Origin of the sequence: Helicobacter pylori (assembly GCF_003638305.1) — a bacterium.
GTDB classification, from domain to species: domain Bacteria; phylum Campylobacterota; class Campylobacteria; order Campylobacterales; family Helicobacteraceae; genus Helicobacter; species Helicobacter pylori_DJ.
The window spans coordinates 15,656-42,257 of sequence record NZ_MVYP01000002.1 but is presented as its reverse complement, the minus strand read 5'-3'; the positions used below and the strand labels follow the sequence as shown (position 1 = coordinate 42,257).

Sequence of the window (26,602 nt, the reverse complement as noted above, 5' to 3'; positions counted from 1 at the left end):
TGAATGAGATTGTGTTATAGTTATTTAAAAGGATATTTTGAATGAAAAGAATGTTAGCGGAGTTTGAAAAAATCCAAGCGATTCTAATGGCGTTCCCCCATGAGTTTGGCGACTGGGCGTATTGCATTGAAGAAGCCAGGGAGAGCTTTTTACACATCATTCAAACCATAGCCAAACACGCTAAAGTGCTAGTGTGCGTCCATACTAACGACACTATCGGTTATGAGATGCTTAAAAACTTACTGGGCGTAGAGATCGCAAAGGTCGACACTAACGACACATGGGTTAGGGATTTTGGAGCGATCAGCGTTGAAAATCATGGCGTTTTAGAGTGCTTGGATTTTGGTTTTAATGGCTGGGGGTTAAAATACCCGTCCAATTTAGACAATTTAGTGAATTTCAAGCTCAAACATTTAGGTTTTTTAAAACACCCTTTAAAAACGATGCCCTATGTTTTAGAGGGCGGGAGCATAGAAAGCGATGGGGCTGGGAGCGTTTTAACCAACACCCAATGCCTGCTAGAAAAAAATCGTAACCCCCATTTGAATCAAAATGGAATAGAAACCATGCTTAAAAAGGAATTAGGGGCTAAGCAAGTGCTGTGGTATTCTTATGGCTATCTCAAAGGCGATGATACCGATAGCCATACCGACACGCTCGCTCGCTTTTTAAATAAAGACACCATTGTTTATAGCGCATGCGAGGATGAAAACGATGAGCATTACACAGCCTTAAAAAAAATGCAAGAAGAATTAAAAACCTTTAAAAAACTAGACGGCACGCCTTATAAACTCATCCCCCTAGAAATCCCCAAAGCCATTTATGATGAAAACCAACAACGCTTGCCGGCAACTTATGTGAATTTTTTATTGTGCAATAACGCTCTGATTGTCCCCACTTACAACGACCCTAAAGACGCGCTCATTTTAGAAACCTTAAGACAACACACGCCCTTAGAAGTGATAGGGGTTGATTGCAACACTTTAATCAAACAGCATGGAAGCTTGCATTGTGTAACGATGCAGCTTTATTGAACAAAATCACGCTTTTTGGCGTGGTTCAAGGCGTGGGCATGCGCCCTTTTGTTTATACCCTAGCTCAAAAATTAGAGCTTGTAGGCTTTGCGCGTAACACCCAAGCGGCTTTAGAAATCATCTTACCCGCTCACAAAACAGAGTCTTTTTTAAACGCCCTAAAAAAAGGATTACCCCCTTTAGCGTTGGTGGAAAAAATCATTATTAGCCCTTATGATAAGGCGCTTCATTTCAATGATTTTAGGATTTTAGAAAGCAAGAACCACCCCTTAAATTTGCTCAGTCAAATCCCTAAAGATTTAGGCATGTGTGAGGATTGCTTGCGCGAAATCAGGGATAAAAACTCCCCCTATTTTCATTACGCTTTCAATTCTTGCGCGAAATGCGGAGCGAGATACAGCCTTTTAAACGCCCTACCCTATGACAGAGAAAACTCCGCCTTAAAACCTTTCAAACTCTGCGGATTTTGCGCATCCGTTTATAAAGACGCTCATAACAAACGATTCCACATTCAAGGCATCAGCTGCAAAAAATGCGGTATCGCGCTCAATTATAAGCGATTCAAAAATGATGACGCTCTTTTAGAATGCGCTAAAGACATTCAAAAGGGTAAAATCATCGCTCTTAAAGGTTTGGGGGGCTTTGCTCTCTTGTGCGATGCGAGGAATTTTCAAACCATAGAAAGGTTACGGCTTTTAAAAAACCGCCCCCTAAAGCCTTTCGCGCTCATGTTTAAAGACTTAAAATCAGCCAAACAGCATGCGTTTTTGAACGCGTTAGAAGGCGAGAGCTTAAATTCTACAAGCGCCCCCATTCTTTTAGCACGTAAAAAACCTGACACAAAATTAGCCCCCAATATCGCTAAAAACTCCCCCTTTTATGGCGTTATCTTGCCCTATACCCCTTTGCATGCTTTATTACTGGATTTATTGGATTTCCCTATTGTGTTCACGAGCGCGAATTTCAGCTCCCTCCCTTTAGCGAGCGATGAAAAAGAGATCGATTCGCTTCATTTTATTTTTGATTTTAAGCTCACGCACAATCGCGCTATCATCCACAGGATTGATGATAGTATCGCGCAGCGCGTGGATAATGTAATTCGCCCCATGCGTTTGGCTAGAGGGTTTGCCCCTCTTTACCTCACTTTACCCAAACGCTCTAATTGTTCGCAAAAAAAGATTTTAGCGCTTGGAGCGGAGCAAAAAGGGCATTTTAGCTTATTGGATAGCGGAACTTCTGTTCTTTTACTCTCGCCTTTTTGTGGGGATTTGAGCGTTTTAGAAAATGAAAAGCACTTTAAAGAAACTTTGAATTTTTTCTTAAAAACCTATGATTTCAAACCCACGCTCTTAGCTTGCGACAAGCATCAAAACTACACCACCACTAAAATGGCTTTTGAGTTTAATACGCCCTTATTGCAAGTCCAGCACCACCATGCCCACTTTTTAGCGAGCGTCTTAGACGCATTGTTACAAGATCCGCATTTAAATCACCCCTTTATAGGTATTGTTTGGGACGGGAGTGGGGCTTATGAAAATAAGGTTTATGGGGCGGAATGTTTTGTAGGGGATTTGGAACGCATTGAAGAAATCGCCAGATTTGAAGAATTTTGGCTTTTAGGGGGGCAAAAAGCGATTAAAGAGCCTAAACGCTTGGTTTTAGAAATTTCCTTAAAACACCAACTCAACAAGCTTTTAAAACGCGTTCAAAAGCATTTTAAAGAAGACGAATTAGAAATTTTCCAACAAATGCATGACAAAAAAATTCAAAGCGTCGCTACCAATTCCATAGGGCGTTTGTTTGATATAGTGGCGTTTAGTTTGGATTTAACAGGAACGATCAGTTTTGAAGCCGAGAGCGGGCAGGTTTTAGAAAATCTAGCCCTACAAAGCGATGAGATCGCTTTTTACCCTTTTACAATCAAAAACAGCGTGGTGGGTTTGAAGGAATTTTATCAAGCGTTTGAAAAGGATTTGGGCGTTTTAGAACCCAAACGCATCGCTAAGAAATTTTTTAACAGCTTAGTAGAAATCATTACCGCTTTGATTGCGCCTTTTAAAGAGCATGTCGTGGTGTGCAGTGGGGGCGTGTTTTGTAACCAATTGTTGTGCGAACAATTGGCCAAGCGATTGAAAAAACTTCAAAGGGAGTATTTTTTCCACAAGCATTTCCCCCCTAACGACAGCAGTATCCCTGTCGGTCAGGCCTTAATGGCGTATTTCAACCCTACAATCATCAAAAAAGGATAAAAAGGATAAAAATGGATAGCGTAACTCTAGCATGCGGGAACGGAGGGAAAGAAACAAACGCTTTAATTGAGCGGGTCTTTATGCCCTATTTAAAAGAATGGATTGTTGCGTTTGATGAAGACGCCCCTAAATTTGAAGCTAGTGGGGAATATTGCGTAAGCACGGATAGTTTTGTCATCACGCCCTTAATTTTTAACGGAGGCGATATAGGCAAGCTTTGCGTTTGCGGGAGCGCGAATGACGTGAGCGTGCAAGGGGGCGAACCTTTGTATTTGAATATGGGTTTTATTTTAGAAGAAGGCTTAGAAATCCCTCTTTTAAAACACATTTTACAATCCATACAAAAAGAATTGTTTAAAGCCAACCTAAAACTTCTCTCCCTAGACACTAAAGTCGTGCCAAAGGGGAGCGTGGATAAGCTTTTTATCAACACAACCTGCATTGGTAAAATCATCAAGACAGGGATTTCTTCGCGCCATTTACAACAAGGGCAAGCCATTATCCTAAGCGACACGATCGCCAATCATGGGGCAAGCCTGTTTGCGATGCGTAATGAAATCAAGCTTAAAACGAATCTAGAAAGCGATTGCCAACTGCTCTATCCCTTATTAAAACCCCTATTTTTAAGCGATCTCAAAATTGATGCCTTAAGAGATGCGACTAGAGGCGGTTTAGCGAGCGTGTTAAACGAATGGGCGAACAGCTCCAGAGTGAAAATCGTTATAGAAGAAGAAAAAATCCCCTTAAAAGAAGAAACTAAAGGGATTTGTGAGATTTTAGGGCTAGAACCCTACACGCTAGCCAATGAGGGGGTGTTTGTTTTAGCGCTCAATCAAAAAGACGCCCCTAAAGCCTTAGAAATTTTAAAAAGTAACGAGAAAGCTAAAAACGCTTGCGTGATTGGCAAAGTGTTTGAAAACCCTTATCCTAGCGTGGTTTTAAAGAACGCATGGGGTTTTGAAAGGATTTTAGAGGTGCCAGAGGGCGAATTATTGCCTAGGATTTGTTAAAGCTAAGGCGCTTTTTAAAACCCTACCGCCTTTGCCCTCTAAAATTTTTTAGAGATCACCTAAGCTAAGTCTACTATACTCAATCCATTTGAGAAAACTTACAATAAGAGGGTGTTAGTGGCGGGTTATAAAAAAGCGGGCTTGGTATTAGCAGTCATTTTTGGGTTTGCTGTGTTTTTTTCTGGGTGTAAGAGTGATTACGCAAAAAAAAAGATAGTAAAGATAATAAAAGAGAAGGGAATTAAAAAAAAGATAAAAGAGGAAGAGACAATAAAAAAAGAAAAGATAAAGGAAAAGATAAGAGAAGCGTTTGATGAAAAACTGCCAAAAAACCACCAATAGATCTTATAATGACTTTTGGATACAATCCTTATTGGATAAGCATCATTTCAAATGTTGATAGTATCACTATATTGAGCGCAAAAATCAATCGTGGGAATTGTGATAACGATGGATTTCCTTATTTTAAGATTAATAAAACGCTAAGATTTGGCGATAGCTATCAATTTTATATACTTCGTTGTCAGCATATAAAGGAAGTTAGTATAAAGACTGATAAAGGGACTTTGGATTTTGGAATTGGAAGAAGATAAAAACCAACTGATAATCATCTTTAAAAACAGACAGCATAGAAATCTAGGACATTCAGTTCAATAGAGGGAATTGCCCGCTCACATAGGATAATAGACAGATTTTCATGCTATTCAAAACTATCTCTTGTAAAAGTTTATTTTTAGCGTAAAGATATTGATGATTAGCCCAATAAAAAGCCCCTTACTTTCCCCCACTCCCTAGCTCTTTATGAAAAATTAAAGCGTTAACACGCCTTACTTTTTGAAAGCGTTTGAAATTGAGAGCGAAGCGACCAAACCCCCATTAATGGCTCAAGCTTTTTGAAGCGAATTGATAAGCACAATATCGTAAAATCGCTAGCCTAACGCCTAATAGCGGAGCGTTTTTATAACCCTATAAGAGCCTTGATTTTATTTCAAACCTCTAAAAGTTTCAAATAATACTCATAAGCTTCTTTGATGCCCTGCTCTAAAGGGATTTCTAATTCCCATTTTAAAGCCTTTTGTTTGGAAATATCCATAAGTTTTTGCTGCATGCCCACTGGTTTGGATAAATCCTTAACAAACACGCCCTTATAGTCTAAAACCTGAGCGACTTTTTCGTAATACTCTTCAATGCTGTAATCCACGCCAGAGCCGACATTCATCACGCTAGGGATTGAAGCGATATTCTCATAAGCTAGGGCGATGAATCTCGCTAAATCTTTAGCGTTTAGATACTCTCTTCTGGCCGTGCCATCGCCCCACATCGCAAAATTTTTTTCATTTTTTAATTTAGCGGTGTGCATCCTAGCGATAAGCCCTGGTATCATGTGCGCTATTTTTTCTTCAAACTTGTCAAACTCGCCATAAAGGTTGCAAGGCACTAGAGTTTTATAAAAAACGCCCTTTTCAGTGCTCATGTATTCGCAATACTTCATCACAGAGAGTTTGGCTAAAGCGTAGCCCTCATTCGTTGGCTCTAAAGAGCCGTTCAATAAATCGCTCTCTTTTAAAGGGTTAGGGGCGTATTTAGGATAAGCGCAAGAGCTCGCCAGATTAATGGCTTTTTTCACACCCAAATCTAGAGCGCTAGAAAAGAGGTACAAGCCCATGAGTAAATTCTCAACCATGTAAGTTGAAAGATCGTTCATGTTCGCGACAATGCCCCCCACTCTCCCGGCGCAATGGATAATGCCTGTAGGCTTGTATTCTTTCAAATAAGCCTGAATGTTATCCTTATCCAACAAATACAATTCGCTCTTTTTAGGGGTGAGTAAAGTAACATCAGGCCTATTTTTTTTAAAATACAACGCCGTGTTCTGCCCCACCATGCCATAAGCGCCGGTGATTAAAATAATCTCATTCATAAAAATTCCTTAAAATATAGCCCCCATCTTGCAAGTAAAGGTTTTTCTGGCATTCTTTTAAATCGTATTCTAACATGTCCTTAATTAACTCTTTTAAATCGTATTCCCTAACCCAGCCTAGCTCTTTTTCTGCCTTAGTGGGATCGCCTAAGAGCAAATCCACTTCAGTAGGCCTGAAATAGCGCTCGTCTATGCGCACCACGACTTTGCCCGTTTTTAAATGGCTTAAGTTTAATTGTAAAGCGTTCGCTCTTTTTTCATCAACGCTTTTAATCAAACCGATTTCTTTAATCCCTGTATTTTGAAATTCTAGATCAATGCCGATAAATTCAAAGCTCATTTTCACAAAATCGCGCACGCTCGTGGTCTTCCCTGTGGCGATCACATAATCTTGTGGAGTGGGCGCTTGGAGCATTAAATGCATCATTTTCACGTAATCTTTGGCATGCCCCCAATCTCTTTTAGCGTCCAAATTCCCTAAATACAAGCAATCCGTTAAGTTATACGCTATCGCACTAGTGGCTCGTGTGATTTTACGGGTTACAAAAGTTTCGCCCCTTACCCTGCTCTCATGGTTAAAAAGGATGCCATTAACCGCAAACAAGTTATAAGCCTCTCTGTAATTTTTAGTGATGTAAAAGGCATACATTTTAGCGACCGCATAGGGGCTTCGTGGGTTAAAGGGGGTGTTTTCATTTTGTGGGGTTTCTAAGACTTCGCCATACAATTCGCTCGTGCTGGCTTGATAAAAGCGCGTTTTCTTTTCTAAGCTTAAAATCCGCATGGCCTCTAAAATCCTAAGCGTGCCAATACCATCAGCGTTAGCGGTGTATTCTGGGGTTTCAAAAGAGACTTTCACATGGCTTTGCGCGGCTAAATTATAAATCTCTGTAGGCTTAGTGGTAGCGATTAAATGGATGAGGTTGGAGCTATCGGTCATATCCCCATAGTGCAAGAAAAAACGCCTTTTGTGTTCGCTGTGCAAATCCTCATACAGATGATCGATCCTAGAAGTGTTGATGCTAGAAGAGCGCCTTTTTAACCCATGCACTTCATAACCCAAATTCAGCAAGTATTCGGCCAAATAGCTCCCGTCTTGCCCGGTAACCCCGGTGATCAAAGCGATTTTTTCTTTCATTATTTTTCCTTTATTGAATTTTCTTTATCAAATCTTTTCATTAGGCGTTTTGATTCTGCCTGTTAAAATCATCATCAACCCTTACAATATCGTCTTCACCGACATACTCGCCCACTTGGACCTCTATGATAATCAAAGGGATTTTGCCATAATTAGCCAGGCGGTGTAGGGTGTTTTTAGGGATATAAGTGGACTCATTAGCTTGCAATTCAAACGATTGGTGATCCAATTCCACGCTCGCCATCCCGCTAATCACCACCCAGTGTTCGCTCCTGTGGAAATGCTTTTGTAAAGAAAGCCTAGCGTTTGGTTTGACTTCTAAAATCTTAACCTTGTAGCAACCGCTCTCATGCAAGACTTCATAGCTCCCCCAAGGGCGATACACTTTAGTGTGCGTTTGCAACAATTCTTGGTTATGCGTTTCTATCTCGCTCACTAAAGCTTTTAAATCTTTAGCCTTGTCTTTATGAGCGATTAAAAGAGCGTCTTTAGTGTCAATGATGGCTAAATCCTCAACGCCTAAAAGAGCGCTCACTTTATGGGAAAACACTAAATTATTCTCGCTCTCTTTGGCAAAAACAGGCGTTTGATTCAGGCTGACATTTTCTTTAGTGCCGTTAGCCGCTTCTTCAAAAAGGGCGTTAAAATTCCCTAAATCGCTCCATTTGGCGTTCAATTCTACCATTTTGATTTTGTGGCTTTGCTGCATTAAGGCTATATCAATACTCACGTCTTCTAAATCTTGCATGCTTTTTTCACTCAAACGAGCGATCTTTTGTTCAAAAAAATACGCGTTTTCTAACGATTCAAACGCTCTTTCGCACCCCTTTAAAATAGTAGGGGCATGCTTTTTTAGTTCGTCTAAAAAAACGCCCGCTTGGAAAACAAACATGCCGCTGTTGAAATAAAAACCCCCGCTTTTTTGAAACTCTATCGCTTTTTCTAAACTTGGCTTTTCAATGAATCGCTTGACATCTAGAGCGTTAGGGCTTTCAATATACCCAAACTCCGTGTTGGGCTTGTCAATACTCACCCCAAAAGTGACTAAAAAGCCTTCTTGGGCTAAACCAATCGCTTTTTTTATCGCATTTTCATACGCTTGAAAATCTTTAATCAAATGATCGCTTGGCGTAACGATGAGTAAATCTTCTTTATCGCTCATTAAAGCGCTCAAACTAATGGCGTTAGCGGTGTTTTTACTCAAGCTCTCTAATAAAAAACCCACGCTTTTGTTTTTGATTTCGTTTTTTATTTCTTCTAGGGCTAAAAAATAATGCTTTTCATTGCACACAATGAGCGTTTCATCTACTAAGGAAGCGTTTCTTTTAAAACTCAATTCAAACAAGCTTTTATGGTTAAAAAGCTTTAAAAATTGCTTAGGGTATAGGCTACGGCTTAAAGGCCATAAGCGTTTGCCGCTCCCCCCACTCAGTAAGATATTTTTAATTTTCATGGGTTTTCTTGTTAGGCTCTCTTTTGTTTTTTAGGGTTATTATAGCGTTTTTAATTGGGCATTTTTTAAGTCACTTCAAAAACTCCGCGATGACTTCATTCTCTCTGGGTATAGGGAAGAAGATGTCAGTATTAGGCGAAATGAATACCCTACTCCCCTCTCTAATCACCACAATGGGGGCGATCTTGCTCTTGTCTCTTAAAATTTGATTGACCACTTGATTGATCCCCATGCCGCTTTGTCTCATCAATTGCAATAAAAGATAATCCCCAAAGAAATTAGTTACCTCTTCTTTATTGCCTCTGTTGTTTAAAGCTGAAGTGATCCCAATCAATAAGCCGTTAGTGAGCGTAGAAAGCAGTAACGGCACGCCATAGCGTTGGAAATTCCTTTCAATCAATTCCCCCACTAATCCGTTATAGCCTTTAATATCCGCCCCTTTAGCGTTAGTGAGCATGATATTAATGCCATGGGGAGTGATGATGCGACTCCATACAATATCCAAGCGGTATTCGCCCATTTTGTTATTGTTGCTGTAATAGCCTATGACTTTAGAGCCTTTGGGGATTAAGACGGCTTTGCCCATGTGAGCGAAAATATCGCTTTCCACTTGCGCAATCACTTTACCAGCGATCTGGCTAGAAATGGGCGTGATCAAAAAAGCGGGTATCATTTTATCGGCTGTAATGGTGCGTAAAAGCTTGTTTTCATTAGTGGCGATGTCTTTTTCTTTAAGGTTAGTGAAACCATCAATGCCATTAGGGTTATCCACAGGGAAAATCAGGTTTTCTTCGTAATTTTTAGGACTTTGTTTGAAAGGGGTGATGCGAGCGGCTAATAAATCTAATTGCTTTAAAGAAAAATCTTTTTTAGGGGGGGTTGTGTTTGTTTTTAAATCCATGGGAGGGCTCTTAAAAGTTTCTTCTTTGGAATAGTTCATTTCTTTGGAGTTTAGGGCTTTTAAAGCGGCTTTGAGCTGTTCTTGTAAGGCTTTGATGGTAGCGTCTTTGGAGCTTTCTGTGTTAGTTGGCTGTGGGTTTTGAGTGAAGGTGTAGTCTTGTAAGGGGTATTTCACCTCATCGTCATTCAAAAGGCTAGGTTGGTTATTTAAGGGGGCTTTTGGCTTTTGATGATAGACTAAAGAAATTGTTGTAATCGTTGCAAAACCCCCTATAAAAATAAGCACACCCTTAAGCCACTTATTCATCTCTAGCCCTTTTGACAAAACGGATGCACAAATAGTCCTTACCCAACCTTAAAGTCCATTTAGTAGAAACGTCTTCAGCGATAATGTAATCGCCCACAATCCTAGTATTCACCGGGTTATCATAGCCATCAACGACCTTATAAATCACCGGGAATTTAGAAAGCGCTAATCTTTTGTCAAATTTGAAATAAGTGAATTGCTTGTCGTTAAAAATTTCTTTAGGCATTAAGGAGAGTTTGGATTTTTTAGAACAAGCCCATAAACAATACCATTTCCTTTGAGAGCTTTTTAAAGCCTTATAACCTTTTTGGATGTCTTTTTTAATAATTTTCATCGCGTTGGTGTTATCGCCAATAGTTATAGTCTCTTCTTCTTTTTCTTTAGTTTCTTCTTTTTCTTCTTTTAGGGGCTTATTATTTTTTTGGGCATCTTTAGGGGCATTTTCAGCCATATTTTCTTGATTTTCTTTTTGGGGCTTGATAAAAGCGTTAGTGTAATAGTTTTTATCTTCTATAAAAACCTGCAAATTAGGGTGTTTGGAGCTGGTGAAAGTGGTAGAAAACACATAGAAAGAAAAAATCTTACCCTCGCTATCAATCACGCTGATATTAGAATCCACACCAATTTGTAAAGGCTTGATGAGTAAAATGCGATCGTTGCTTTCTAAGATTTTCGCATCAAAGCCCACCTTATCCCCCAAAACAAAATCGCTAATGGGTTTTGAAAAAAACAATAAGGTTGCCATCGCATAACGCAAGCGGATTTTATAGGTTTGCCCTTGAAAATAATTAATGTTCAAAGTGTTGGACATTTTGGAGCGGTTTTTGTCAAAAAAGCTCCCTTGAATGGCGTTTAAATCCTGCATGGGGTGGTTCAAATTCGCCGGGGCTGTTTCGTTCGCTTCTTCTAAAAAATCATCGGCTTTTAAAACGCTAAAAGCCAACAAAAAGCCCATGAGAGCGTATAAAAATTTCCGCATCAATCATTCCTATTAATCGGCGCGATTTCAGTGATGCTGTAGCGAGTGATTTTAAAGCCGGTAGGGTTTTTAGGCATGGAAGCGTAATCAAAATCCGGGGTGTCAAACAAATAGCTCAATACGATTTTATAACGCTTTTCATACACGAGCTTGTTTTCATTCAAAAGTTTAGCCGCAATGGACACGCTTGCAATGGGGTTATTGTCTTGCTGATAGATCGCAATATTGACGATATGGACTTCTCTTTCCAAATGGCTTTGCGCATAAATGCTGTTTTGCGTTTTAATCAAATCTTCAAAGCGTTGCCACACTTTAGAACTGCTTTGCAAACGCACCAGTTCATAGCGCGATTTATCGTCAATGCGGTTAATGCTCTCTCGGTTTAACACATACGCCCCAATGAGCGAACGAGCCAACGCTTCATTACTGGAAATGCTTTTATCCGCTCTTTGGATAATGGCGTAATGCTTGTCCTGGTTTAAAAAATCCACGAAATGGTGTTCGGTTTTTTGTAAGGGCAGGATACTGATTAACACGATCGCTAAAACAAGGGCGATAAAGCTCATCAAACCTAAAAGCCTGTAAGCGATTTTCAAGCGGTTCCTTTCTAGCCGAAACACGCTTTGCATGTCCAAATCGTTCACCGAAAAACCAGAAAGCTTGTTTTCTAAATGCTTTTCTTGGTGGCTTAAAAGCTCTTCTAAATAGATCAACTGCTCGCTGTTGAAAGGCTTTTCTCTCATGCGAGATTTAACCTGTTTTCATACAAGGTGCAAGGGCTTTTTTTCATCTCATGCACCTTACTGGTGCAACCAAAAAACACAAGTCCCATGATAACAAAAAAAATTCTCATTAAATTCCCATTTATTTAAATTTCATTTTTTGTATTTATTGTATCCTTTTTAACCTTTTTTTGCTTGAAATTTGGAATTTTTACATCTAATTGAGTGGTTTCTACCTTAAATGTGGGGGAATGCGTTTCTTTTTCTTTAGAAACGCTACCGCTTGTAGAAGTAGAAACGCTAGAGGGAGCGGGCGAGGTCGTGATATATTGTAAGGAATTGAAAGCATTTTGGCTGAGGTTAGCGCTCAAATTGGTGGCGAGTTTGTAAGTTTCTTTAAGGCTGTTTTGCACCCTAAACAAAGCGTTGATGAAGAAAGGCACGCCTATGATAAAAACGCAACACAAAAATAACGCTACCACCAATAAAAGGCTTAAGTCTTGTTTTTCTTGCATGCTAGCGTTTATTAAAGCCTTAGTAACCGACACATTCAAAAACCCCACCAACAACAAAAAAGGCTTGTAAAACCCAAGAGCGAAGCATTTTTTTAGGCACATAACCACAACGCTCCTCCAGGTTTTGAAAAACCCAAACGCTAAAAACAGTACCCCTAAAGAGCACCACACATGCACTTCCAAATACACTAAAATGATGATCGCAAACAGCACGCTCAAAAAAAGCGCTTGCAAAATGCTTAAAAAAAGCCACACAGACATTTCGTTATGGCTCAAATCGCTGATGAAACTAAGGGCATAAAAACCATGATTGAAGATAAAATCTAAAGAAAGCGCATGGTTAGAAAAGTTACTCAAGCTTTGAGAAAGGCTTTGAGTGATCATGTTAGGCGCAATAAAAATAGCGTTTTGAAACAATTCATAAAAGCGCGAAGGGTTTTTCAAAGCGTAGTTAAACAGCGCAAAAAACCCCACAAACAATAACGCCTCTAAAAGCGCCCTAGCGCTGAAGAAATTCTGTTCTTTCAAACTTTTATAAGCAAAGAGCATGAACGCCAAAGCGACCACGCTATTAAACACCAATTGCGCATGCAAGGTGTAGAGGAAAAATTCAGCGAAACGCCCTAAAATCGCCGTGAGAGGCGTGATAAACCAAGAAAGAATGATTTCATAAGCGTCATTTTTCATCAATGTTTCAACGGACTTTAATGTAAAATTCAAAGCCTTTACGCCAGACTAATAATTCAATTTTAGGCGCGCTTAACGCTTCTCTTAAAGCCTTCGGGTTGAACGAAACGCTTTTATGATTCACCCATAAAATCCTATCCCCAAGCTTTAAAAAATCCAAGCCTTTGGGCAAATGAGCGCCTATTTTAGTGATGATAAAACGCTCGTCTAAAGCGATGCCATAGCGCTCTAAAAAAGTGTCTTTGAGTAAAAACCCCCCATAACGCTTATTGACTTTGAGCGTTACTTCTTTGATTTTGTGGTTTCGTTTGATTTTCACTTTGGCAAGGCTTTGGTATGAAAGATTGCTCACCACCCATTCAAACTCCGCTAACGAGTGGATCTTTTGATTATTGATCGCTAGGATTTCATCGTTTTTTAAAAAAGGGTTTTTAGGGAAAAAGGGATCAAATTGCGCCACCACTAAACGCTTATGATATTCTTCTAAACGCACCCCAATATCCCCATAATAAGGCTCTTTTTGGTTTAAAAAGCGCTTGATAAATTTCGTTTCTATAAAGCCATTCCCCCCTACCCCTAGCCCTAGCATTTGATAGCAAATATTGCTGATAACGCCATTTTTTTGAATCTTTTGTGAAATTTGAGCGTAGCGATCATAGCCTTTTTGCCCCACCAATAATCGTGCTTCTGTGGCTTCTTTATCCCCTATGCTAGCCATGGGTCTTATAAGGGCGTCTTTGTCCAAATCCCTTAATGTATAAACATACTCACTTGGTGCGCTTTGTAATAAATACAGCCCTACAAAAGGATCGGATTTGATGACTTTGGCGTGTTTAGGGTAGGTTTTGGAATAATATAAATACACGCCCTTAGGCAATTCCTTTAAAGCCACGCCCCCTTTTTGAAGGCTCGCTTTTTTAAAAAACGCCTGACAATGCTTGAAATCATAAGCCCCTAAGCCATTCAAAAAACCCAACAGAGCGATAAAGGCAATAAGGGTCTTATAAAGCATCACAATTTAGCGAAATTCCCCAACATGTTAAAGGCTAAATTTTTTCGGTTTTCTTCTACGGCTTTATACCCGTCATTCAAAGCGCTCATCAAATAGATTTGCATCGCTTCTTTATCTTCTAACAGGCTGTCATCAATTTGCAAATCCACTAATTCCCCCAACCCATTAAAACTCACACTCACCATTCCCCCACCGCTTTTGGAAGTGTGGATCGTGTCTTTATTCTTTTCTTCTAGTTGGGAAAACTCTTTTTTCATGCCGTCTAACAACCCGCTTAACCCACCCAATTGACTAAAATCCATCTCTAACCCTTTTCTAAAATTTCATTCTTTTCATCCACTAGCACGATGCTCGGCTTGTGCGCGTTGATTTCATCTTCATTCATGCTCGCATAAGCTAAAATGATCACCACATCGCCTATGGCCACTTTTCTGGCTGCTGCGCCATTGACGCAAATTTCGCCCTTTTTTTTCCCTAAAATCACATAGGTGCTGAAGCGTTCGCCGTTATTGACATCCACGATTTCCACTTTCATGCCCTCTCTGAGCTTAGCGAACTTGGCTAAATCCTCATCTATGGTGATCGAGCCTACATAATTGAGATTAGCGTCTGTGATAGTAGCCCTATGGATTTTACTATAAAGCATTTCAAAAGTCATTTTCTTTCACCTTTTGCGCGCGCTTGATTTCTTTTAGAACCAATTGGTTTTTTTCCAATAAGCAAGCGATCTTACAAGGTTTTTTAAGCGATTGCAAGAGCAGTATATCGCTTAATTTAGTTTTGATTTCATTATGAATGATTTTTTTGATTTCTCTCGCTCCTAAAGTCGTTTGGTAGCTTTTTTGCGCGATGAATTTCACAACTTCTTTATGGAATTTTAAGGTTATGTCTTGCTCTAGCGCTAGGGTTTTTAATTTGTCTAATTCCACAGAAACAATGCGTTCAAAATCCTCCAAACTGAGCGCATTAAACGGCACGATCGCATCAATCCTGGATCGTAATTCAGGGGTCAAAAGCTCTTTAACGGCTCTATCATACTTGGTGTTTTTAGCGTTAAAAAACCCTAGCGTGTCCTTATCCTTACTCCCCACATTTGAAGTCATAATCAGTATCACATGCTTAAAACTCGCCTGATTGCCTAAATTATCGCTCAAAGTAGCGTTATCCATCACTTGCAACAACAAATCATACACATTAGAATGGGCCTTTTCTATCTCATCTAAAAGCAGCAAACAATGCGGGTGCTTTTTAATCGCATTCACCAATAACCCCCCTTGCTCAAACCCTACATAACCGCTAGGGCTTCCGATGAGCTTTGCCACGCTATGGGCTTCTTTGTATTCGCTCATGTCAAAGCGTTCAAAATGCAAATTCAAATTCAAGGCCAATTCTTTAGCCAACTCCGTTTTCCCCACCCCACTAGGCCCCACGAATAAAAAGCTCCCCACAGGCTTATTTTTAGAAGAAAGCCCGCAATACTGGATTTTAATCGCATTGCTGACAAGATTAATCGCTTCGGTTTGGGCAAAAATCTTATTTTTTAGCGATTTTTCTAAATTCCTTAAAAGGGCTTTTTTATCGCTGCTCAAACGCATTTTAGGGATTTTAAGCTTGAGAGCGAGCGTTTCTTTCACATCATCAACGCCGATTTTTTTGCCCTTTTTGGGGTTGATTTTTTTCCTCGATCCCACCTCATCTAATAATTCAATCGCTTTATCCGGCAAGAATTTATCATGCATGTAATAACTCGTTAAATCCACGCATGCCTTAAACACGCTCTCATCATAACGCACCTGGTGGTGTTCTTCATAAAGAGGAGCGATCTTTTTCAAAATCAAGTAACACGCTTCTTTAGAAGGCTCTTCAACTTTTATTACTGAAAAGCGCCTATTAAAAGCCTTGTCTTTTTCAAACACGCTGCGGTATTCTTCAAAAGTGGTCGCTCCTAAACATTTCAAACCCCCATCCGTTAAAACCGGTTTTAATATGTTCGCCGCATCCAAGCTCCCAGCGTTACTGCTCCCTGCACCTAAAAGGGTGTGGATTTCATCAATGAATAAAATGATACGGCCGTTTTGTTGGATTTCTTTGAGCGTTTTTTTCAAGCGTTTTTCAAAATCCCCTCTGTATTTTGCCCCAGCCACCATTAAGGCTAAATCCAAAGAATAGACTTCATATTCTTGCAAAAACTCCGGCACTTCTTTTTGAGCGATTTTTAAAGCCAAAGCTTCAGCGATGGAGGTTTTCCCCACGCCCGCTTCGCCAATTAAAAGCGGGTTATTCTTTTTCCTGCGCCCTAAAATTTCTATCACTCTTAAAATCTCTTCTTCTCTGCCAATGACTGGATCTAAAGCGTTCTCTTGGGCTAAAGCGCTCAAGTTTTTAGCGTATTTTTTTAAGGGAGTGTTTTTGGGCGCTTCTTCCTTATTGGTATTATTAGGAATACCATGGTTATCCAGATCCAATAAAGCAGAACTAGAATACAAACGAGAGACGCCAAAACTATCCATGAGTTTTGAAGCGTAACAATCAGGGTGATCTAGCATTACAACAAGCAATTCTTCCACGCCCACGCTCTCAAAACAACTCGCATACATTCTTTTAAGCATTCTTAATAGCACAAAACTCCTGTCAGGCATTTTGACTGGATCATTCTTTAAAGGCACGTATTGCAACAAGTAGTCTTTAAGGATTTGCCTCATTTTATCATAATCATCTCTTTCTAAAGCGCCAATAATCTTTTCCCCGCTCTCATGTTCTAAAATGACTAGTAGCACATGCTCTGTGGTGCAAAGGGCGTGGTTAAGATCTAGGGCTAAATTTAAAGCTTGGTTTAGAACTTCATTGAGATCTTGATTGAATTTAGCCATTATTTTATCTCTTCTACCAATAATTTTAAGGGGAGATCTAGCTCTCTGGCCTTATCCCTAACCCATGCTGCCCTATGCCTGGCAATATCATAAGGATAGACGCCACAAACCCCACAGCCATCACGATGGATGCTTGATGTGAGGGCTTTGACCTCTTCTAAAGACTTGTCAAAAAAATCCCTCAAAGCAGAGATGACAAATTCCGCTGTCGTAATGGGGTCATCAACCATGATCACTTGCGCCATGGTGGGGGTGGGTATGTTATACATTTTCATGCCACTTATCCATGCTACTTGGCGATCACAACAGGGATACTGGATTGTTCAACCAAGCTATTTTGGTGTGAAATGAACAAACGATACAACAAATTGGATTCGCTCGCTCCGATCAATAACAAATCATAATCCTTAGCCATTTCTAAAACCACATCAATCAAATCACCGCTTTTTAGAACGCTCTCGCACTCTATATTTTCTTTTTTGAAAGCGTCTTCAAACTGCTTTAACAAAGCCTTAGCTTTTTCTTCTTCTAAGGCTTCTGTTTGGCCGTAATCCATCATCCCGCTTTCGCTATAAATAAACACTTCCATGCTCACATGCAACAAGGTGAAACGGACCTCTTTAAGCGAATGGGCTAATTTGACAGCGAATTTAATAGCGTTATAGCATTCCTGCGTGTCGCTAATCCCAAATAAAATATTCATAAGAACCAACCTTAAATGAAGTTTTGATATTATACCAAATAAACCCTAATGACCCGCTGAAAGCTCAAAGATAAAGCGTTACAATCTCGCTTAAAGAAAAGGACACGATAATGCTATTGAATTACGATTTTTTAGAATTGGTTGATGAGCCACAAAGAAACACTTCCTTGACAGCATCTATTGATAAGGCGTTAGCGGACAAGAAATTAGCTAGACAAAATAAACCTAGAGTGAGGATAAAAGGGGGCTTATCTTTAAGAGCCACACTAGATGCTTTTGGTGAGGAACTCTCACGACTTAAAAATCAACAAGAGACTAGTAGCAAACAAAACACGACTATTAAAGCTACTAGACTTGGAGGTATTGTCAATAAAATCAAAAGCGGACTACCTTTTGGGACTATCTCTGCGTTTAGAGTTTTTAAACCTTATTTTGAAGCTACATTCACTAATGACCAACAAGCCTTGTTAAAAAAAGCTTATAGTAGTGGATTAAGACCTAATGAAAAAGACAAAATATCAAAGCTTTATTTAGCTCAAATGAAAGAGAATAAGACTAAATTTAGAGAGGCAACTGATGACATTGACCCCACAAAATCTATTAAAGTTAAGGAGTTCTTTAAACCGACAGGTAAAGTTATCCCACAATATAAGATTTTAGTTAAAGGAATTTATGAGACATTGAGTAGGAAGTTAGGTAAAGACTATGTTGATAAGTTCATAAACAGCAATGCGACAATGAGAGACTTTATGTCTAGTGAGAAATTTGTCAAAAAATACCGCTTCACTCAAAAAGACAATATGAAAAGGACACAAGAGCTAAAATCTCTATTAGACCAAAAGAGACACTTTTTAGGTTATCTACAAGTAACAGGTTATTGGAAAGATAGGTTAGATGACCCATTATTACCAAGCAAAGAAGTTAGTTTCTTTGTGTTTCAAAACGAACCTAGTAACTCATTTGACTTGAAAGACCAATTATTAGATTTGGCAAAGTATTTCAATCAAGAGGCGATTTGTTATTGTCAAAACGCCGAGACTGGAAAAGTAGATTTAGTATTAGCGACAGAAAAGGATTTTGGTAAAGTGGATTGGACTTTTACAGGCATCACATTCTCTGCTCCTAATGAATTGCCACAATCTCTCACAAGATTACAAGACAAAGTCTATACTTTCTTTAAAAAAGAAGACAAAGACAATTATGGTGTGTATTTTAAAGACATCGTTAAGACACAAATAAAAGCGATAAGACTACCTAGAGATACAGAGGGGTTAGGAGTTATGGACTTTGTTAAATCTAGCATTATAGCAAGACAGAATAGTTCTAGGACTAATGGGTATCAACAATCATTCTCTATTGATGAGATAGAGGATTGGGAACGAAAAGCTGTCTTTGACAGAGAAAAACTAAAATGTCTCACAAGCAAAAGCTTTAGACAGAGCTACAACCACAATATTAAAATCCGCAAGGTTGCCAACGCTATGCGACAAGGCAAAAAAGTGAGTAGGACACTATTAGCTAAAGTGCTTGCTAACACCATAGACACTGATGCAGGGTATTGCTTTATCTCACCGACAGATTTAGCGACACAACTTGATAGCATCAGCCCTAGACTATCTAAAAGCATCGTAACCGCCATAGAGCAAGCAGAGGGAGTTAGACTAAATTATGCGTTAATTGACAAGATTACCTATAACTCGCTCCACAATATCTTAAGTTTCATTTTTGATATTGATAACCCTTTAAGCGACCAAGCGTTTGAGGAATTAGTGATTGAAGTCCCACGAGAAGCGTTAAAGAATGTGAAGTTACCACAAATTAAAAATGTATTGACTTCTCAAATCTTTGATGGGGCGTATCAGTTTAAAAGTTAAACCATGCTCTTTATCAGCGCGACTAACACGAATGCCGGAAAAACCACATGCGCTAGGCTATTAGCCCAGTATTGCAACGCTTGTGGCGTTAAAACGATCTTGTTAAAACCCATTGAAACAGGCGTTAATGACGCCATTAACCACTCTAGCGATGCGCATTTGTTCTTGCAAGATAACCGCCTTTTGGATCGCTCTTTAACCTTAAAAGACATTTCATTCTATCGTTATCATAAAGCTTCAGCCCCTCTCATCGCCCAACAAGAAGAAGATCCAAACACCCCCATTGATATAAATCATTTAATCCAACGCCTCCAAAATTTCACCAAAACTTACGATTTAGTCATCGTTGAAGGGGCTGGGGGGCTATGCGTGCCTATCACTTTAGAAGAAAACATGCTAAATTTTGCCCTAAAATTAAAAGCCAAAATGCTTTTGATTAGCCATGACAATTTGGGCTTGATTAATGATTGTTTGCTGAATGACTTTTTATTGAAGTCCCACCAACTAGACTATAAAATCGCTATCAATTTAAAAGGAAACAACACCGCTTTTCACAGCATCAGTTTGCCCTATATTGAGCTTTTTAATACACGCTCCAATAACCCCATTGTGATTTTCCAACAAAGCCTAAAAGATTTAATGAGCTTTGCTCTTAAATAAAGCGCAGACAGAACGCACGCTGATAAAAAAGCCCCCTAACAGCAAAGCGTATAAAATCCAGCTAAAAATGGGTTTTGAAATGTCAGCGCTCTCTTTTAAGGGCTTTAAAAAAATCACATTAGGGAACATGTTAAACAAATTGATCCGCCAGCCATAGTATTGCACTTCCACTTGCTGGTTGACTAAACTTTGAGCGAGAGCTGAAATATCAGCCGAATTAAACTTAAAATAAAAAGGGAAGCCAAAGCGCGTGTCTTCGTTACGATAAACGGTTACGCTTTTTTGATCCTTAGGGTCGTAAGTTTGCACAAAATAGACATCTCTAGCGAGGGTTTTTACTTCCTTATTATTGGGCGTGTTTTCATTTTCATTCATTCTTTTGACTTCCACCCCGCTAATGACAGCCGCGCTATAATGGGGCATGCAATAGCTCACCAAAAGCATGAGCACTAAAAAGATCGCCGTTAAAATGAACAAAACCACATTACGCACAAATTTTATCAACTTCATTCCTTATGATAGTATTAGCCTATAATCGCATTCAAACACCAGAGCTTAAAAAACGCTCTTTCACATGTTTTCAATCATCACGCTAGCGAATTCAGAGCATTTCACTTCTTTAGCCCCATCCATCAAACGAGCGAAATCATAAGTGACTTTCTTGCTCTTAATCGCTTTTTCCATAGCAGAAACGATCAAATCAGCCGCTTCCACCCAGCCCATATGCCTTAACATCATTTCCGCACTCAAAATAATAGACCCCGGATTGACTTTATCCAGCCCAGCGTATTTAGGAGCGGTGCCATGGGTGGCTTCAAACATGCCCACCGTGTCATTGAGATTAGCCCCAGGAGCGATACCAATGCCCCCCACCATCGCCGCTAACGCATCAGAGATATAATCCCCGTTCAAATTCATGGTCGCAATGACGCTGTATTCGCTAGGGCGCAATAAGATTTGTTGCAAGAACGCGTCAGCGATCATGTCTTTAATGATGATTTCTTTACCGGTTTTAGGGTTTTTCAAAGAACACCATGGGCCTTTATCAATGACTTGAGCGTTAAATTCTTTTTGAGCGAGTGCATAGCCCCACTTCATGAACGCCCCTTCGGTGTATTTCATGATGTTACCTTTATGCACAAAAGTTACGCTTGGCTTGTCGTTATCAATAGCGTATTCAATCGCTTTTCTCACCAGCCTCTCTGTGCCTTCTTTACTAATGGGTTTTACCCCTATGCCGCTGCTTTCAGGGAAGCGGACTTTTTTAACCTTTAGTTCATTTTGTAAAAAATGGATGAGTTTTTTCGCTTCCGTGCTGCCTTCTTGCCATTCAATGCCCGCATAAATGTCTTCAGAATTTTCTCTAAAAATCACCATATCCACTTTTTGTGGTTCTTTCACTGGGCTTGGACTCCCATACCACCGAACCGGTCTCAAGCACACATACAAATCCATTTTTTGGCGTAACGCCACATTCAAAGATCTAAACCCTTCACCAATAGGCGTGGTCAAAGGCCCTTTAATAGAGATTTTATAATGGTTAATCGCTTCAATAGTGTCCGGTAAGAGCCATTGCTCTTCGGGGCTTAGCTCTTTGTGATCTTTAAATTTTTGATAGCATTTTTCGCCCACAAACACTTCATACCATGCGATTTTTTTCTCGCCTTTATACGCTTTTTGAACCGCGCTATCCACGACTTTAATCATCGCAGGGGTAATATCTGATCCAATGCCATCGCCCTCAATGAAAGGGATAATGGGGTGGTTTGGCACATGCAATTTGTTGTCTTTAATCGTAATTTCTTCGCCCTCTTTAGGCTTTTGTAAAATTTTAGGGTTGTAAGCCATCTCTTAATCCTTTTTATAAAATTTAAGTAACTATACTAGCGCAAAAATACTATATAACCCCTAAAAATCTTTTTTTAAATGCGTGTTTAAAAGTAGCGGTTGGGAATAACTTGAAAAAACGGAATGTTTTTAAAAAGAAATCATTTAATTTTTTGGCTTATAATTAGGAGTTGGATACTATCAAAACTTAAGGAAATCACAATGTCTGTTACTTTAATCAATAATGAAAATAATGAACGCTATGAATTTGAGATGATTGAATGCACTCGTGGGCCTAAAGCGGTGGACTTTTCCAAGCTTTTTGAAACGACCGGGTTTTTTTCCTACGATCCAGGGTATTCTTCTACCGCTGGGTGCCAATCTAGGATCAGCTATATCAATGGCAAAAAAGGCGAATTGTATTACAGAGGGCATAGAATAGAAGATTTAGTCGCCAAATACAAATATGTAGATGTGTGCAGGCTATTACTCACAGGGGAATTACCCAAAAATCAAGATGAAAGCTTGGAATTTGAACTGGAATTGCGCCACAGAAGCTTTGTGCATGAGAGCTTATTGAACATGTTTTCAGCTTTCCCTAGCAACGCCCACCCTATGGCGAAACTCTCTAGCGGGGTGTCTATTTTATCCACCCTTTATTCCACGCACCAAAACATGCACACTGAAGAAGATTACCAAACGATGGCTAGAAGGATTGTCGCTAAAATCCCCACGCTTGCGGCCATTTGCTATCGTAATGAAGTGGGAGCACCCATTATTTATCCGGACATTGCACGCTCTTATGTGGAAAATATCCTTTTCATGCTGAGAGGGTATCCTTATAGCCGCTTGAAACACACCACTCAAGGCGAAGTAGAAATCACGCCCCTAGAAGTGGAAGCCTTTGATAAAATCCTAACCTTGCACGCTGACCATGGGCAAAACGCCTCTTCTACCACGGTAAGGAATGTCGCTAGCACCGGCGTGCATCCTTATGCCGCTATAAGCGCTGGTATTAGCGCTTTATGGGGGCATTTGCATGGCGGGGCGAATGAAAAAGTGCTTTTACAATTAGAAGAAATCGGCGATGTGAAAAATGTGGATAAATACATCGCGCGCGTGAAAGACAAAAACGATAATTTCAAACTCATGGGCTTTGGGCATAGGGTGTATAAAAGCTACGATCCGCGCGCCAAAATCTTAAAAGGCCTAAAAGACGAACTGCACCAAAAAGGCGTTAAAATGGACGAAAGATTGAGCGAAATCGCCGCGAAAGTGGAAGAAATCGCGCTAAAAGACGAGTATTTCATTGAAAGGAATCTCTACCCTAATGTGGATTTTTACTCCGGCACGATCTTAAGGGCTTTAAAAATCCCGGTGCGTTTCTTCACGCCGGTGTTTGTCATTGGCAGAACCGTAGGCTGGTGCGCTCAATTATTAGAGCATGTCAAAAGCCCGCAAGCTAGGATCACGCGCCCAAGACAAGTCTATGTAGGGGATTAATCTTAGGCTAGGCTTTGTTTTAATAAAGCGTTGATGATAGTTTTAAGGAACGCTCAAAGCCTTTTTAAAAGAGTGAGAATCTCGCATCAAGCTTTTTTAATAACCGCATGCAAACGCCCCAAAACTCAAGGATAACCCCGCTTTTACAAACAAACCCTTGAGTTTTTGGGGAAAATGATTGCAAAACCTTTCTATCTCCTTAAGAAAATCCTTTTTATAACAAATCTCAAGCAATCAAATCTCATTTTTTAGAAGAAATCCTTTTGACAACCACACCAAACAATCAAAGTTAAAACCCCCTTTTATATAGCTACACCCATTCAAACAACCTCATTTATTTTAAAACCGCTTTTGTTACAAACAAATCTCAAACAACCAAACAACCAAAGTTAAAACCCCTTTTTTATCACTACCCCCATTCAAACAACCTCATTTCTTTTAAAATGACCTTTATTGGTTTAATATTTGTTTAGAAACTCCACAAAAACCTTTTTTTGAAAGGGCAAAAACGCCTAATTAATCTCAAAATCCCATGAATTTATATTATATTAACGAAAGCTTGCGGTATGGTCTTACTTAAAGACACACTTCCGCAAGATCTGACGGATAAAATCAATCTTATTTTAAAAAGAAAAGGAGAAAACATGAAGAAAAGATTTCTGTCATTAATCTTAGGTTCGCTTTTAGTTTCCGCTTTAAGCGCTGAAGACAACGGCTTTTTTGTGAGCGCCGGCTATCAAATCGGCGAATCCGCTCAAATGGTGAAAAACACCAAAGGCATTCAAGAACTCTCAGACAGCTATGAAAGATTGAATAATCTTTTAACGAATTATAGCGTCCTAAACACTCTCATCAGGCAGTCCGCCGACCCCAACGCTATCAATAACGCAAGGGGCAATTTGAACGCGAGCGCGAAGAATTTAATCGATGATAAAAAGAATTCCCCGGCGTATCAAGCGGTGCTTTTAGCCTTAAACGCAGTGGTAGGGTTTTGGAATAGTATCGCTTGGAATGTGCAATGCGGAGGTTATACTGAAGCAAATGGAGTGGAAACAACAGGCAGTGAAACCTTTAACAACCAACCGGGACACAGTTCAGATCACATTACTTGTGGTGGTAGTGGTCTAGATCCGTATAAAGCCGGAATCAGTGGTCCTCTATCCATTGAAAACTTTAAAAAACTCAATGAAGCTTATCAAATCATTCAAACAGCTTTTAAGGGCAATCCTAAAGAAGGGCTTCCCGTTTTGAGTAACACAAATACAACAATGGAAGTCAAAATAATCACAAATCAAAATCTTAATGAGACTAAGAATGTTACTAATAATGCCCACAATCTTTTAACTCAAGCTCAAACGATAATGAATGTTCTCACGCAAAATTGCCCATGGGTCAATAACAGAAAGGGTGAATTAGGCGGTGCGTCGTGGAACATTAAAAAAGGTGGGAATGCGTGTGAAATCTTTGACACTGAAATCAGCGCGATTCAAGACATGATCAAAAACGCTACAATAGTCGTAGAGCAATCCAAAATCGTTGCTGCAAACGCGCAAAACCAGCACAACCTAGACACCGGGAAGACATTCAACCCCTATAAAGACGCCAACTTCGCCCAAAGCATGTTCGCTAACGCCAAAGCGCAAGCAGAGATTTTAAACCGCGCTCAACAAGTGGTGAAGGACCTTGAAACTATTTCTCAAACCTTTAGAGATGAATTTTTGGCATCATGCTATAAGCCCTATGAGGGTGGCACATACGGCACACCGCTAGGCACAGTAACTAAAGACACCTTCGCTACAGGCTGTGCGTATGTGGGAGAGACCTTAACGAGTCTAAAAGACAGCATCGCTCATTTTGGCACTCAAGCCGAGCAAATCCATAACGCGCGCAACCTCGCCTACACTTTAGCGAATTTCAGCAGTCAGTATCAAAAGCTAGGCGAACACTATGACAGCATCACAGCGGCCATTTCAAGCTTGCCTGACGCTCAATCTTTACAAAATGTGGTGAGCAAAAAGACTAACCCTAATAGCCCACAAGGCATACAGGATAACTACTACATTGACTCCAACATCCATTCTCAAGTGCAATCCAGGAGCCAAGAACTCGGCAGTAACCCTTTCAGGCGCGCCGGGCTAATCGCTGCTTCTACCACCAATAACGGCGCGATGAATGGGATCGGCTTTCAAGTGGGCTATAAGCAATTCTTTGGGAAAACAAAACGATGGGGCGCGAGATACTACGGCTTTGTGGATTACAACCACACCTATAACAAATCCCAATTTTTCAACTCCGATTCTGATGTTTGGACTTATGGCGTGGGGAGCGATTTGTTAGTGAATTTCATCAACGATAAAGCCACTAAACACAATAAAATTTCTTTTGGCGCGTTTGGCGGTATCCAACTAGCCGGGACTTCATGGCTTAATTCTCAGTATGTGAATTTGGCGAATGTGAACAATTACTATAAAGCTAAAATCAACACCTCTAACTTCCAATTCTTGTTCAATCTGGGCTTAAGGACCAATCTCGCTAGGAATAAGAGGAGAGGCGCTGATCATAGCGCGCAACATGGCATGGAATTAGGCGTGAAGATCCCCACGATCAACACGAATTACTATTCTTTGCTAGGCACTACCTTGCAATACAGAAGGCTTTATAGCGTGTATTTGAACTATGTGTTTGCTTACTAAAGCATTAAACCTCTTTTTAAACCCTCTTTTTAGGGGGTTTAATCTTTTTTCACTGACTTCCCACTCGCTTTTTAATCTTTTCATAAAGCTTTTATTTTTCTAAACTTTTTTAATTTTTTCCACCAAATAAAGTTTTTTGATTTTATTCTTAAGCATGCATGGCTGATTAAAAACGCTTTAAGTGTTTTTTAAAAGAGTAAGGATCTCACACCAAGCAAGCGATCCTTTTTATAACCCAATGGAAACGCCCCAAAGTCAAGGACAAACCCACTTCACATAAGGAAACCCCTAAGTTTTTAGGCTTAGGGAACGCTCTTAGAAATTAGCGTTTCATCAAAAACACTACCTTAAACCAAGAAAAAGAAATTTCAAGGTATAATAGTTTCCAAGAGCGTTTGCCACTTTTACGCTTCATGGCATGCTCCTTATTTGGATTTGCCCCATATCCTAACTATGGGGCGTGATGAAATCCTACAACAAACACGCTTTAAAGCTCTTAAATGCAACCACCCTAAAAAACGCACTTTCCACTTTAAAATAAACCA

The 26,602-nt window shown here is 39.8% G+C and carries 25 protein-coding genes; 9 read left to right on the top strand and 16 right to left on the bottom strand.

Annotated features, from left to right (window positions below):
• Positions 1–41 precede the first annotated feature (41 nt).
• The 5 genes from EAL04_RS01160 (at position 42) to EAL04_RS08040 (ending at position 4,886) form a co-directional block, all read left to right on the top strand.
• Entirely contained in the window at positions 42–1,034 is a 993-nt protein-coding gene (locus tag EAL04_RS01160; RefSeq protein WP_120972702.1) for an agmatine deiminase family protein, read from the top strand.
• Positions 1,031–3,283, top strand: a complete 2,253-nt coding sequence (gene hypF / locus EAL04_RS01155) for a carbamoyltransferase HypF (protein WP_162982447.1) — start codon at positions 1,031–1,033, stop codon at positions 3,281–3,283. The genes EAL04_RS01160 and hypF overlap by 4 nt, the downstream gene beginning before the upstream one ends.
• Before the next feature lie 11 nt (positions 3,284–3,294).
• A complete protein-coding gene (gene hypE, locus EAL04_RS01150) occupies positions 3,295–4,293 on the top strand; it encodes a hydrogenase expression/formation protein HypE (protein WP_120972698.1) in 999 nt (332 codons plus the stop codon).
• Positions 4,294–4,410: 117 nt separating this feature from the next.
• Positions 4,411–4,635 carry a hypothetical protein gene (locus EAL04_RS07970; protein ID WP_205585775.1) on the top strand — a complete coding sequence of 75 codons (225 nt, stop codon included), beginning with the start codon at positions 4,411–4,413 and terminating at the stop codon, positions 4,633–4,635.
• 8 nt (positions 4,636–4,643) lie between these two features.
• On the top strand, positions 4,644–4,886 hold the full coding sequence (locus EAL04_RS08040; protein WP_240454638.1) for a hypothetical protein: 243 nt from the start codon (positions 4,644–4,646) through the stop codon (positions 4,884–4,886).
• A 395-nt stretch (positions 4,887–5,281) separates the two neighbouring features.
• Here the strand turns inward: EAL04_RS08040 and EAL04_RS01135 are convergent, their stop codons facing one another.
• The 14 genes from EAL04_RS01135 to EAL04_RS01070 form a co-directional block, all read right to left on the bottom strand.
• On the bottom strand, positions 5,282–6,214 hold the full coding sequence (locus EAL04_RS01135; protein WP_120972696.1) for a GDP-L-fucose synthase family protein: 933 nt from the start codon (positions 6,212–6,214) through the stop codon (positions 5,282–5,284).
• A complete protein-coding gene (gmd, locus tag EAL04_RS01130) occupies positions 6,207–7,352 on the bottom strand; it encodes a GDP-mannose 4,6-dehydratase (RefSeq protein WP_120972694.1) in 1,146 nt (381 codons plus the stop codon). The genes EAL04_RS01135 and gmd overlap by 8 nt, the downstream gene beginning before the upstream one ends.
• A gap of 40 nt (positions 7,353–7,392) precedes the next feature.
• Positions 7,393–8,805: a mannose-1-phosphate guanylyltransferase/mannose-6-phosphate isomerase gene (locus tag EAL04_RS01125; protein WP_120972692.1), complete on the bottom strand. Its 1,413-nt coding sequence runs from the start codon at positions 8,803–8,805 to the stop codon at positions 7,393–7,395.
• Between the two features lie 70 nt (positions 8,806–8,875).
• On the bottom strand, positions 8,876–10,012 hold the full coding sequence (locus EAL04_RS01120; RefSeq protein ID WP_120972690.1) for a DNA type IV secretion system protein ComB10: 1,137 nt from the start codon (positions 10,010–10,012) through the stop codon (positions 8,876–8,878).
• Complete coding sequence (locus EAL04_RS01115; protein WP_120972688.1) at positions 10,005–10,991, bottom strand: TrbG/VirB9 family P-type conjugative transfer protein; 987 nt, start codon at positions 10,989–10,991, stop codon at positions 10,005–10,007. The genes EAL04_RS01120 and EAL04_RS01115 overlap by 8 nt, the downstream gene beginning before the upstream one ends.
• A complete protein-coding gene (locus EAL04_RS01110; protein ID WP_120972686.1) occupies positions 10,991–11,734 on the bottom strand; it encodes a VirB8 family type IV secretion system protein in 744 nt (247 codons plus the stop codon). The genes EAL04_RS01115 and EAL04_RS01110 overlap by 1 nt, the downstream gene beginning before the upstream one ends.
• Positions 11,731–11,844: a hypothetical protein gene (locus tag EAL04_RS01105; protein ID WP_001217873.1), complete on the bottom strand. Its 114-nt coding sequence runs from the start codon at positions 11,842–11,844 to the stop codon at positions 11,731–11,733. The genes EAL04_RS01110 and EAL04_RS01105 overlap by 4 nt, the downstream gene beginning before the upstream one ends.
• Positions 11,845–11,859: 15 nt before the next feature.
• On the bottom strand, positions 11,860–12,915 hold the full coding sequence (locus EAL04_RS01100) for a type IV secretion system protein (protein ID WP_120972684.1): 1,056 nt from the start codon (positions 12,913–12,915) through the stop codon (positions 11,860–11,862).
• A gap of 7 nt (positions 12,916–12,922) precedes the next feature.
• Positions 12,923–13,927, bottom strand: a complete 1,005-nt coding sequence (locus EAL04_RS01095) for a PDZ domain-containing protein (protein WP_120972682.1) — start codon at positions 13,925–13,927, stop codon at positions 12,923–12,925.
• Positions 13,927–14,229, bottom strand: coding sequence for a YbaB/EbfC family nucleoid-associated protein (locus EAL04_RS01090; protein ID WP_000347926.1), 303 nt, complete (start codon positions 14,227–14,229; stop codon positions 13,927–13,929). Before EAL04_RS01090 ends, EAL04_RS01095 begins: the two co-directional genes overlap by 1 nt.
• 2 nt (positions 14,230–14,231) lie before the next feature.
• On the bottom strand, positions 14,232–14,585 hold the full coding sequence (gene panD / locus EAL04_RS01085; protein WP_033740615.1) for an aspartate 1-decarboxylase: 354 nt from the start codon (positions 14,583–14,585) through the stop codon (positions 14,232–14,234).
• The gene (locus tag EAL04_RS01080; protein WP_120972679.1) at positions 14,575–16,797 is read right to left on the bottom strand and encodes an AAA family ATPase; all 2,223 of its coding nucleotides are present in this window, start codon (positions 16,795–16,797) and stop codon (positions 14,575–14,577) included. The genes panD and EAL04_RS01080 overlap by 11 nt, the downstream gene beginning before the upstream one ends.
• On the bottom strand, positions 16,797–17,072 hold the full coding sequence (locus EAL04_RS01075) for an ATP-dependent Clp protease adaptor ClpS (RefSeq protein ID WP_120972677.1): 276 nt from the start codon (positions 17,070–17,072) through the stop codon (positions 16,797–16,799). The genes EAL04_RS01080 and EAL04_RS01075 overlap by 1 nt, the downstream gene beginning before the upstream one ends.
• A gap of 14 nt (positions 17,073–17,086) precedes the next feature.
• A complete protein-coding gene (locus EAL04_RS01070; RefSeq protein ID WP_001023008.1) occupies positions 17,087–17,500 on the bottom strand; it encodes a universal stress protein in 414 nt (137 codons plus the stop codon).
• A gap of 110 nt (positions 17,501–17,610) precedes the next feature.
• Between EAL04_RS01070 and EAL04_RS01065 the strand changes: the two genes are divergently transcribed.
• Complete coding sequence (locus EAL04_RS01065; protein ID WP_120972675.1) at positions 17,611–19,374, top strand: hypothetical protein; 1,764 nt, start codon at positions 17,611–17,613, stop codon at positions 19,372–19,374.
• Between the two features lie 3 nt (positions 19,375–19,377).
• Entirely contained in the window at positions 19,378–20,034 is a 657-nt protein-coding gene (gene bioD, locus EAL04_RS01060) for a dethiobiotin synthase (RefSeq protein ID WP_120972673.1), read from the top strand.
• Here bioD and EAL04_RS01055 read toward each other — a convergent pair.
• Both EAL04_RS01055 and icd read right to left on the bottom strand, forming a co-directional pair.
• Complete coding sequence (locus tag EAL04_RS01055) at positions 20,011–20,538, bottom strand: DUF1523 family protein (RefSeq protein WP_162982444.1); 528 nt, start codon at positions 20,536–20,538, stop codon at positions 20,011–20,013. The genes bioD and EAL04_RS01055 overlap by 24 nt on opposite strands.
• Positions 20,539–20,604: 66 nt before the next feature.
• A complete protein-coding gene (gene icd, locus EAL04_RS01050) occupies positions 20,605–21,882 on the bottom strand; it encodes an isocitrate dehydrogenase (NADP(+)) (protein ID WP_120972671.1) in 1,278 nt (425 codons plus the stop codon).
• Positions 21,883–22,083: 201 nt separating this feature from the next.
• On the opposite strand from icd, the gene EAL04_RS01045 reads away from it, so the two are divergent.
• On the top strand, positions 22,084–23,364 hold the full coding sequence (locus EAL04_RS01045; protein WP_000117368.1) for a citrate synthase: 1,281 nt from the start codon (positions 22,084–22,086) through the stop codon (positions 23,362–23,364).
• A gap of 644 nt (positions 23,365–24,008) precedes the next feature.
• Positions 24,009–26,057 carry a Hop family adhesin SabA/HopD gene (gene sabA, locus EAL04_RS01040; protein WP_120972854.1) on the top strand — a complete coding sequence of 683 codons (2,049 nt, stop codon included), beginning with the start codon at positions 24,009–24,011 and terminating at the stop codon, positions 26,055–26,057.
• Positions 26,058–26,602 lie beyond the last annotated feature (545 nt).

Bases quoted from the DNA above. Each gene is read 5' to 3' on its own strand.
- EAL04_RS01135 (WP_120972696.1), bottom strand. From the start codon at position 6,214: ATGAATGAGATTATTTTAATCACCGGCGCTTATGGCATGGTGGGGCAG.
- panD (WP_033740615.1), bottom strand. From the start codon at position 14,585: ATGACTTTTGAAATGCTTTATAGTAAAATCCATAGGGCTACTATCACA.
- bioD (WP_120972673.1), top strand. From the start codon at position 19,378: ATGCTCTTTATCAGCGCGACTAACACGAATGCCGGAAAAACCACATGC.
- EAL04_RS01065 (WP_120972675.1), top strand. From the start codon at position 17,611: ATGCTATTGAATTACGATTTTTTAGAATTGGTTGATGAGCCACAAAGA.
- hypE (WP_120972698.1), top strand. From the start codon at position 3,295: ATGGATAGCGTAACTCTAGCATGCGGGAACGGAGGGAAAGAAACAAAC.
- EAL04_RS01075 (WP_120972677.1), bottom strand. From the start codon at position 17,072: ATGAAAATGTATAACATACCCACCCCCACCATGGCGCAAGTGATCATG.
- EAL04_RS01105 (WP_001217873.1), bottom strand. From the start codon at position 11,844: ATGAGAATTTTTTTTGTTATCATGGGACTTGTGTTTTTTGGTTGCACC.
- EAL04_RS01115 (WP_120972688.1), bottom strand. From the start codon at position 10,991: ATGCGGAAATTTTTATACGCTCTCATGGGCTTTTTGTTGGCTTTTAGC.
- EAL04_RS08040 (WP_240454638.1), top strand. From the start codon at position 4,644: ATGACTTTTGGATACAATCCTTATTGGATAAGCATCATTTCAAATGTT.
- EAL04_RS01070 (WP_001023008.1), bottom strand. From the start codon at position 17,500: ATGAATATTTTATTTGGGATTAGCGACACGCAGGAATGCTATAACGCT.
- EAL04_RS01125 (WP_120972692.1), bottom strand. From the start codon at position 8,805: ATGAAAATTAAAAATATCTTACTGAGTGGGGGGAGCGGCAAACGCTTA.
- sabA (WP_120972854.1), top strand. From the start codon at position 24,009: ATGAAGAAAAGATTTCTGTCATTAATCTTAGGTTCGCTTTTAGTTTCC.
- EAL04_RS01090 (WP_000347926.1), bottom strand. From the start codon at position 14,229: ATGGATTTTAGTCAATTGGGTGGGTTAAGCGGGTTGTTAGACGGCATG.
- EAL04_RS01160 (WP_120972702.1), top strand. From the start codon at position 42: ATGAAAAGAATGTTAGCGGAGTTTGAAAAAATCCAAGCGATTCTAATG.
- EAL04_RS01045 (WP_000117368.1), top strand. From the start codon at position 22,084: ATGTCTGTTACTTTAATCAATAATGAAAATAATGAACGCTATGAATTT.
- EAL04_RS01110 (WP_120972686.1), bottom strand. From the start codon at position 11,734: ATGAGAGAAAAGCCTTTCAACAGCGAGCAGTTGATCTATTTAGAAGAG.
- icd (WP_120972671.1), bottom strand. From the start codon at position 21,882: ATGGCTTACAACCCTAAAATTTTACAAAAGCCTAAAGAGGGCGAAGAA.
- EAL04_RS01100 (WP_120972684.1), bottom strand. From the start codon at position 12,915: ATGAAAAATGACGCTTATGAAATCATTCTTTCTTGGTTTATCACGCCT.
- EAL04_RS01095 (WP_120972682.1), bottom strand. From the start codon at position 13,927: ATGCTTTATAAGACCCTTATTGCCTTTATCGCTCTGTTGGGTTTTTTG.
- EAL04_RS01120 (WP_120972690.1), bottom strand. From the start codon at position 10,012: ATGAATAAGTGGCTTAAGGGTGTGCTTATTTTTATAGGGGGTTTTGCA.
- gmd (WP_120972694.1), bottom strand. From the start codon at position 7,352: ATGAAAGAAAAAATCGCTTTGATCACCGGGGTTACCGGGCAAGACGGG.
- EAL04_RS01080 (WP_120972679.1), bottom strand. From the start codon at position 16,797: ATGGCTAAATTCAATCAAGATCTCAATGAAGTTCTAAACCAAGCTTTA.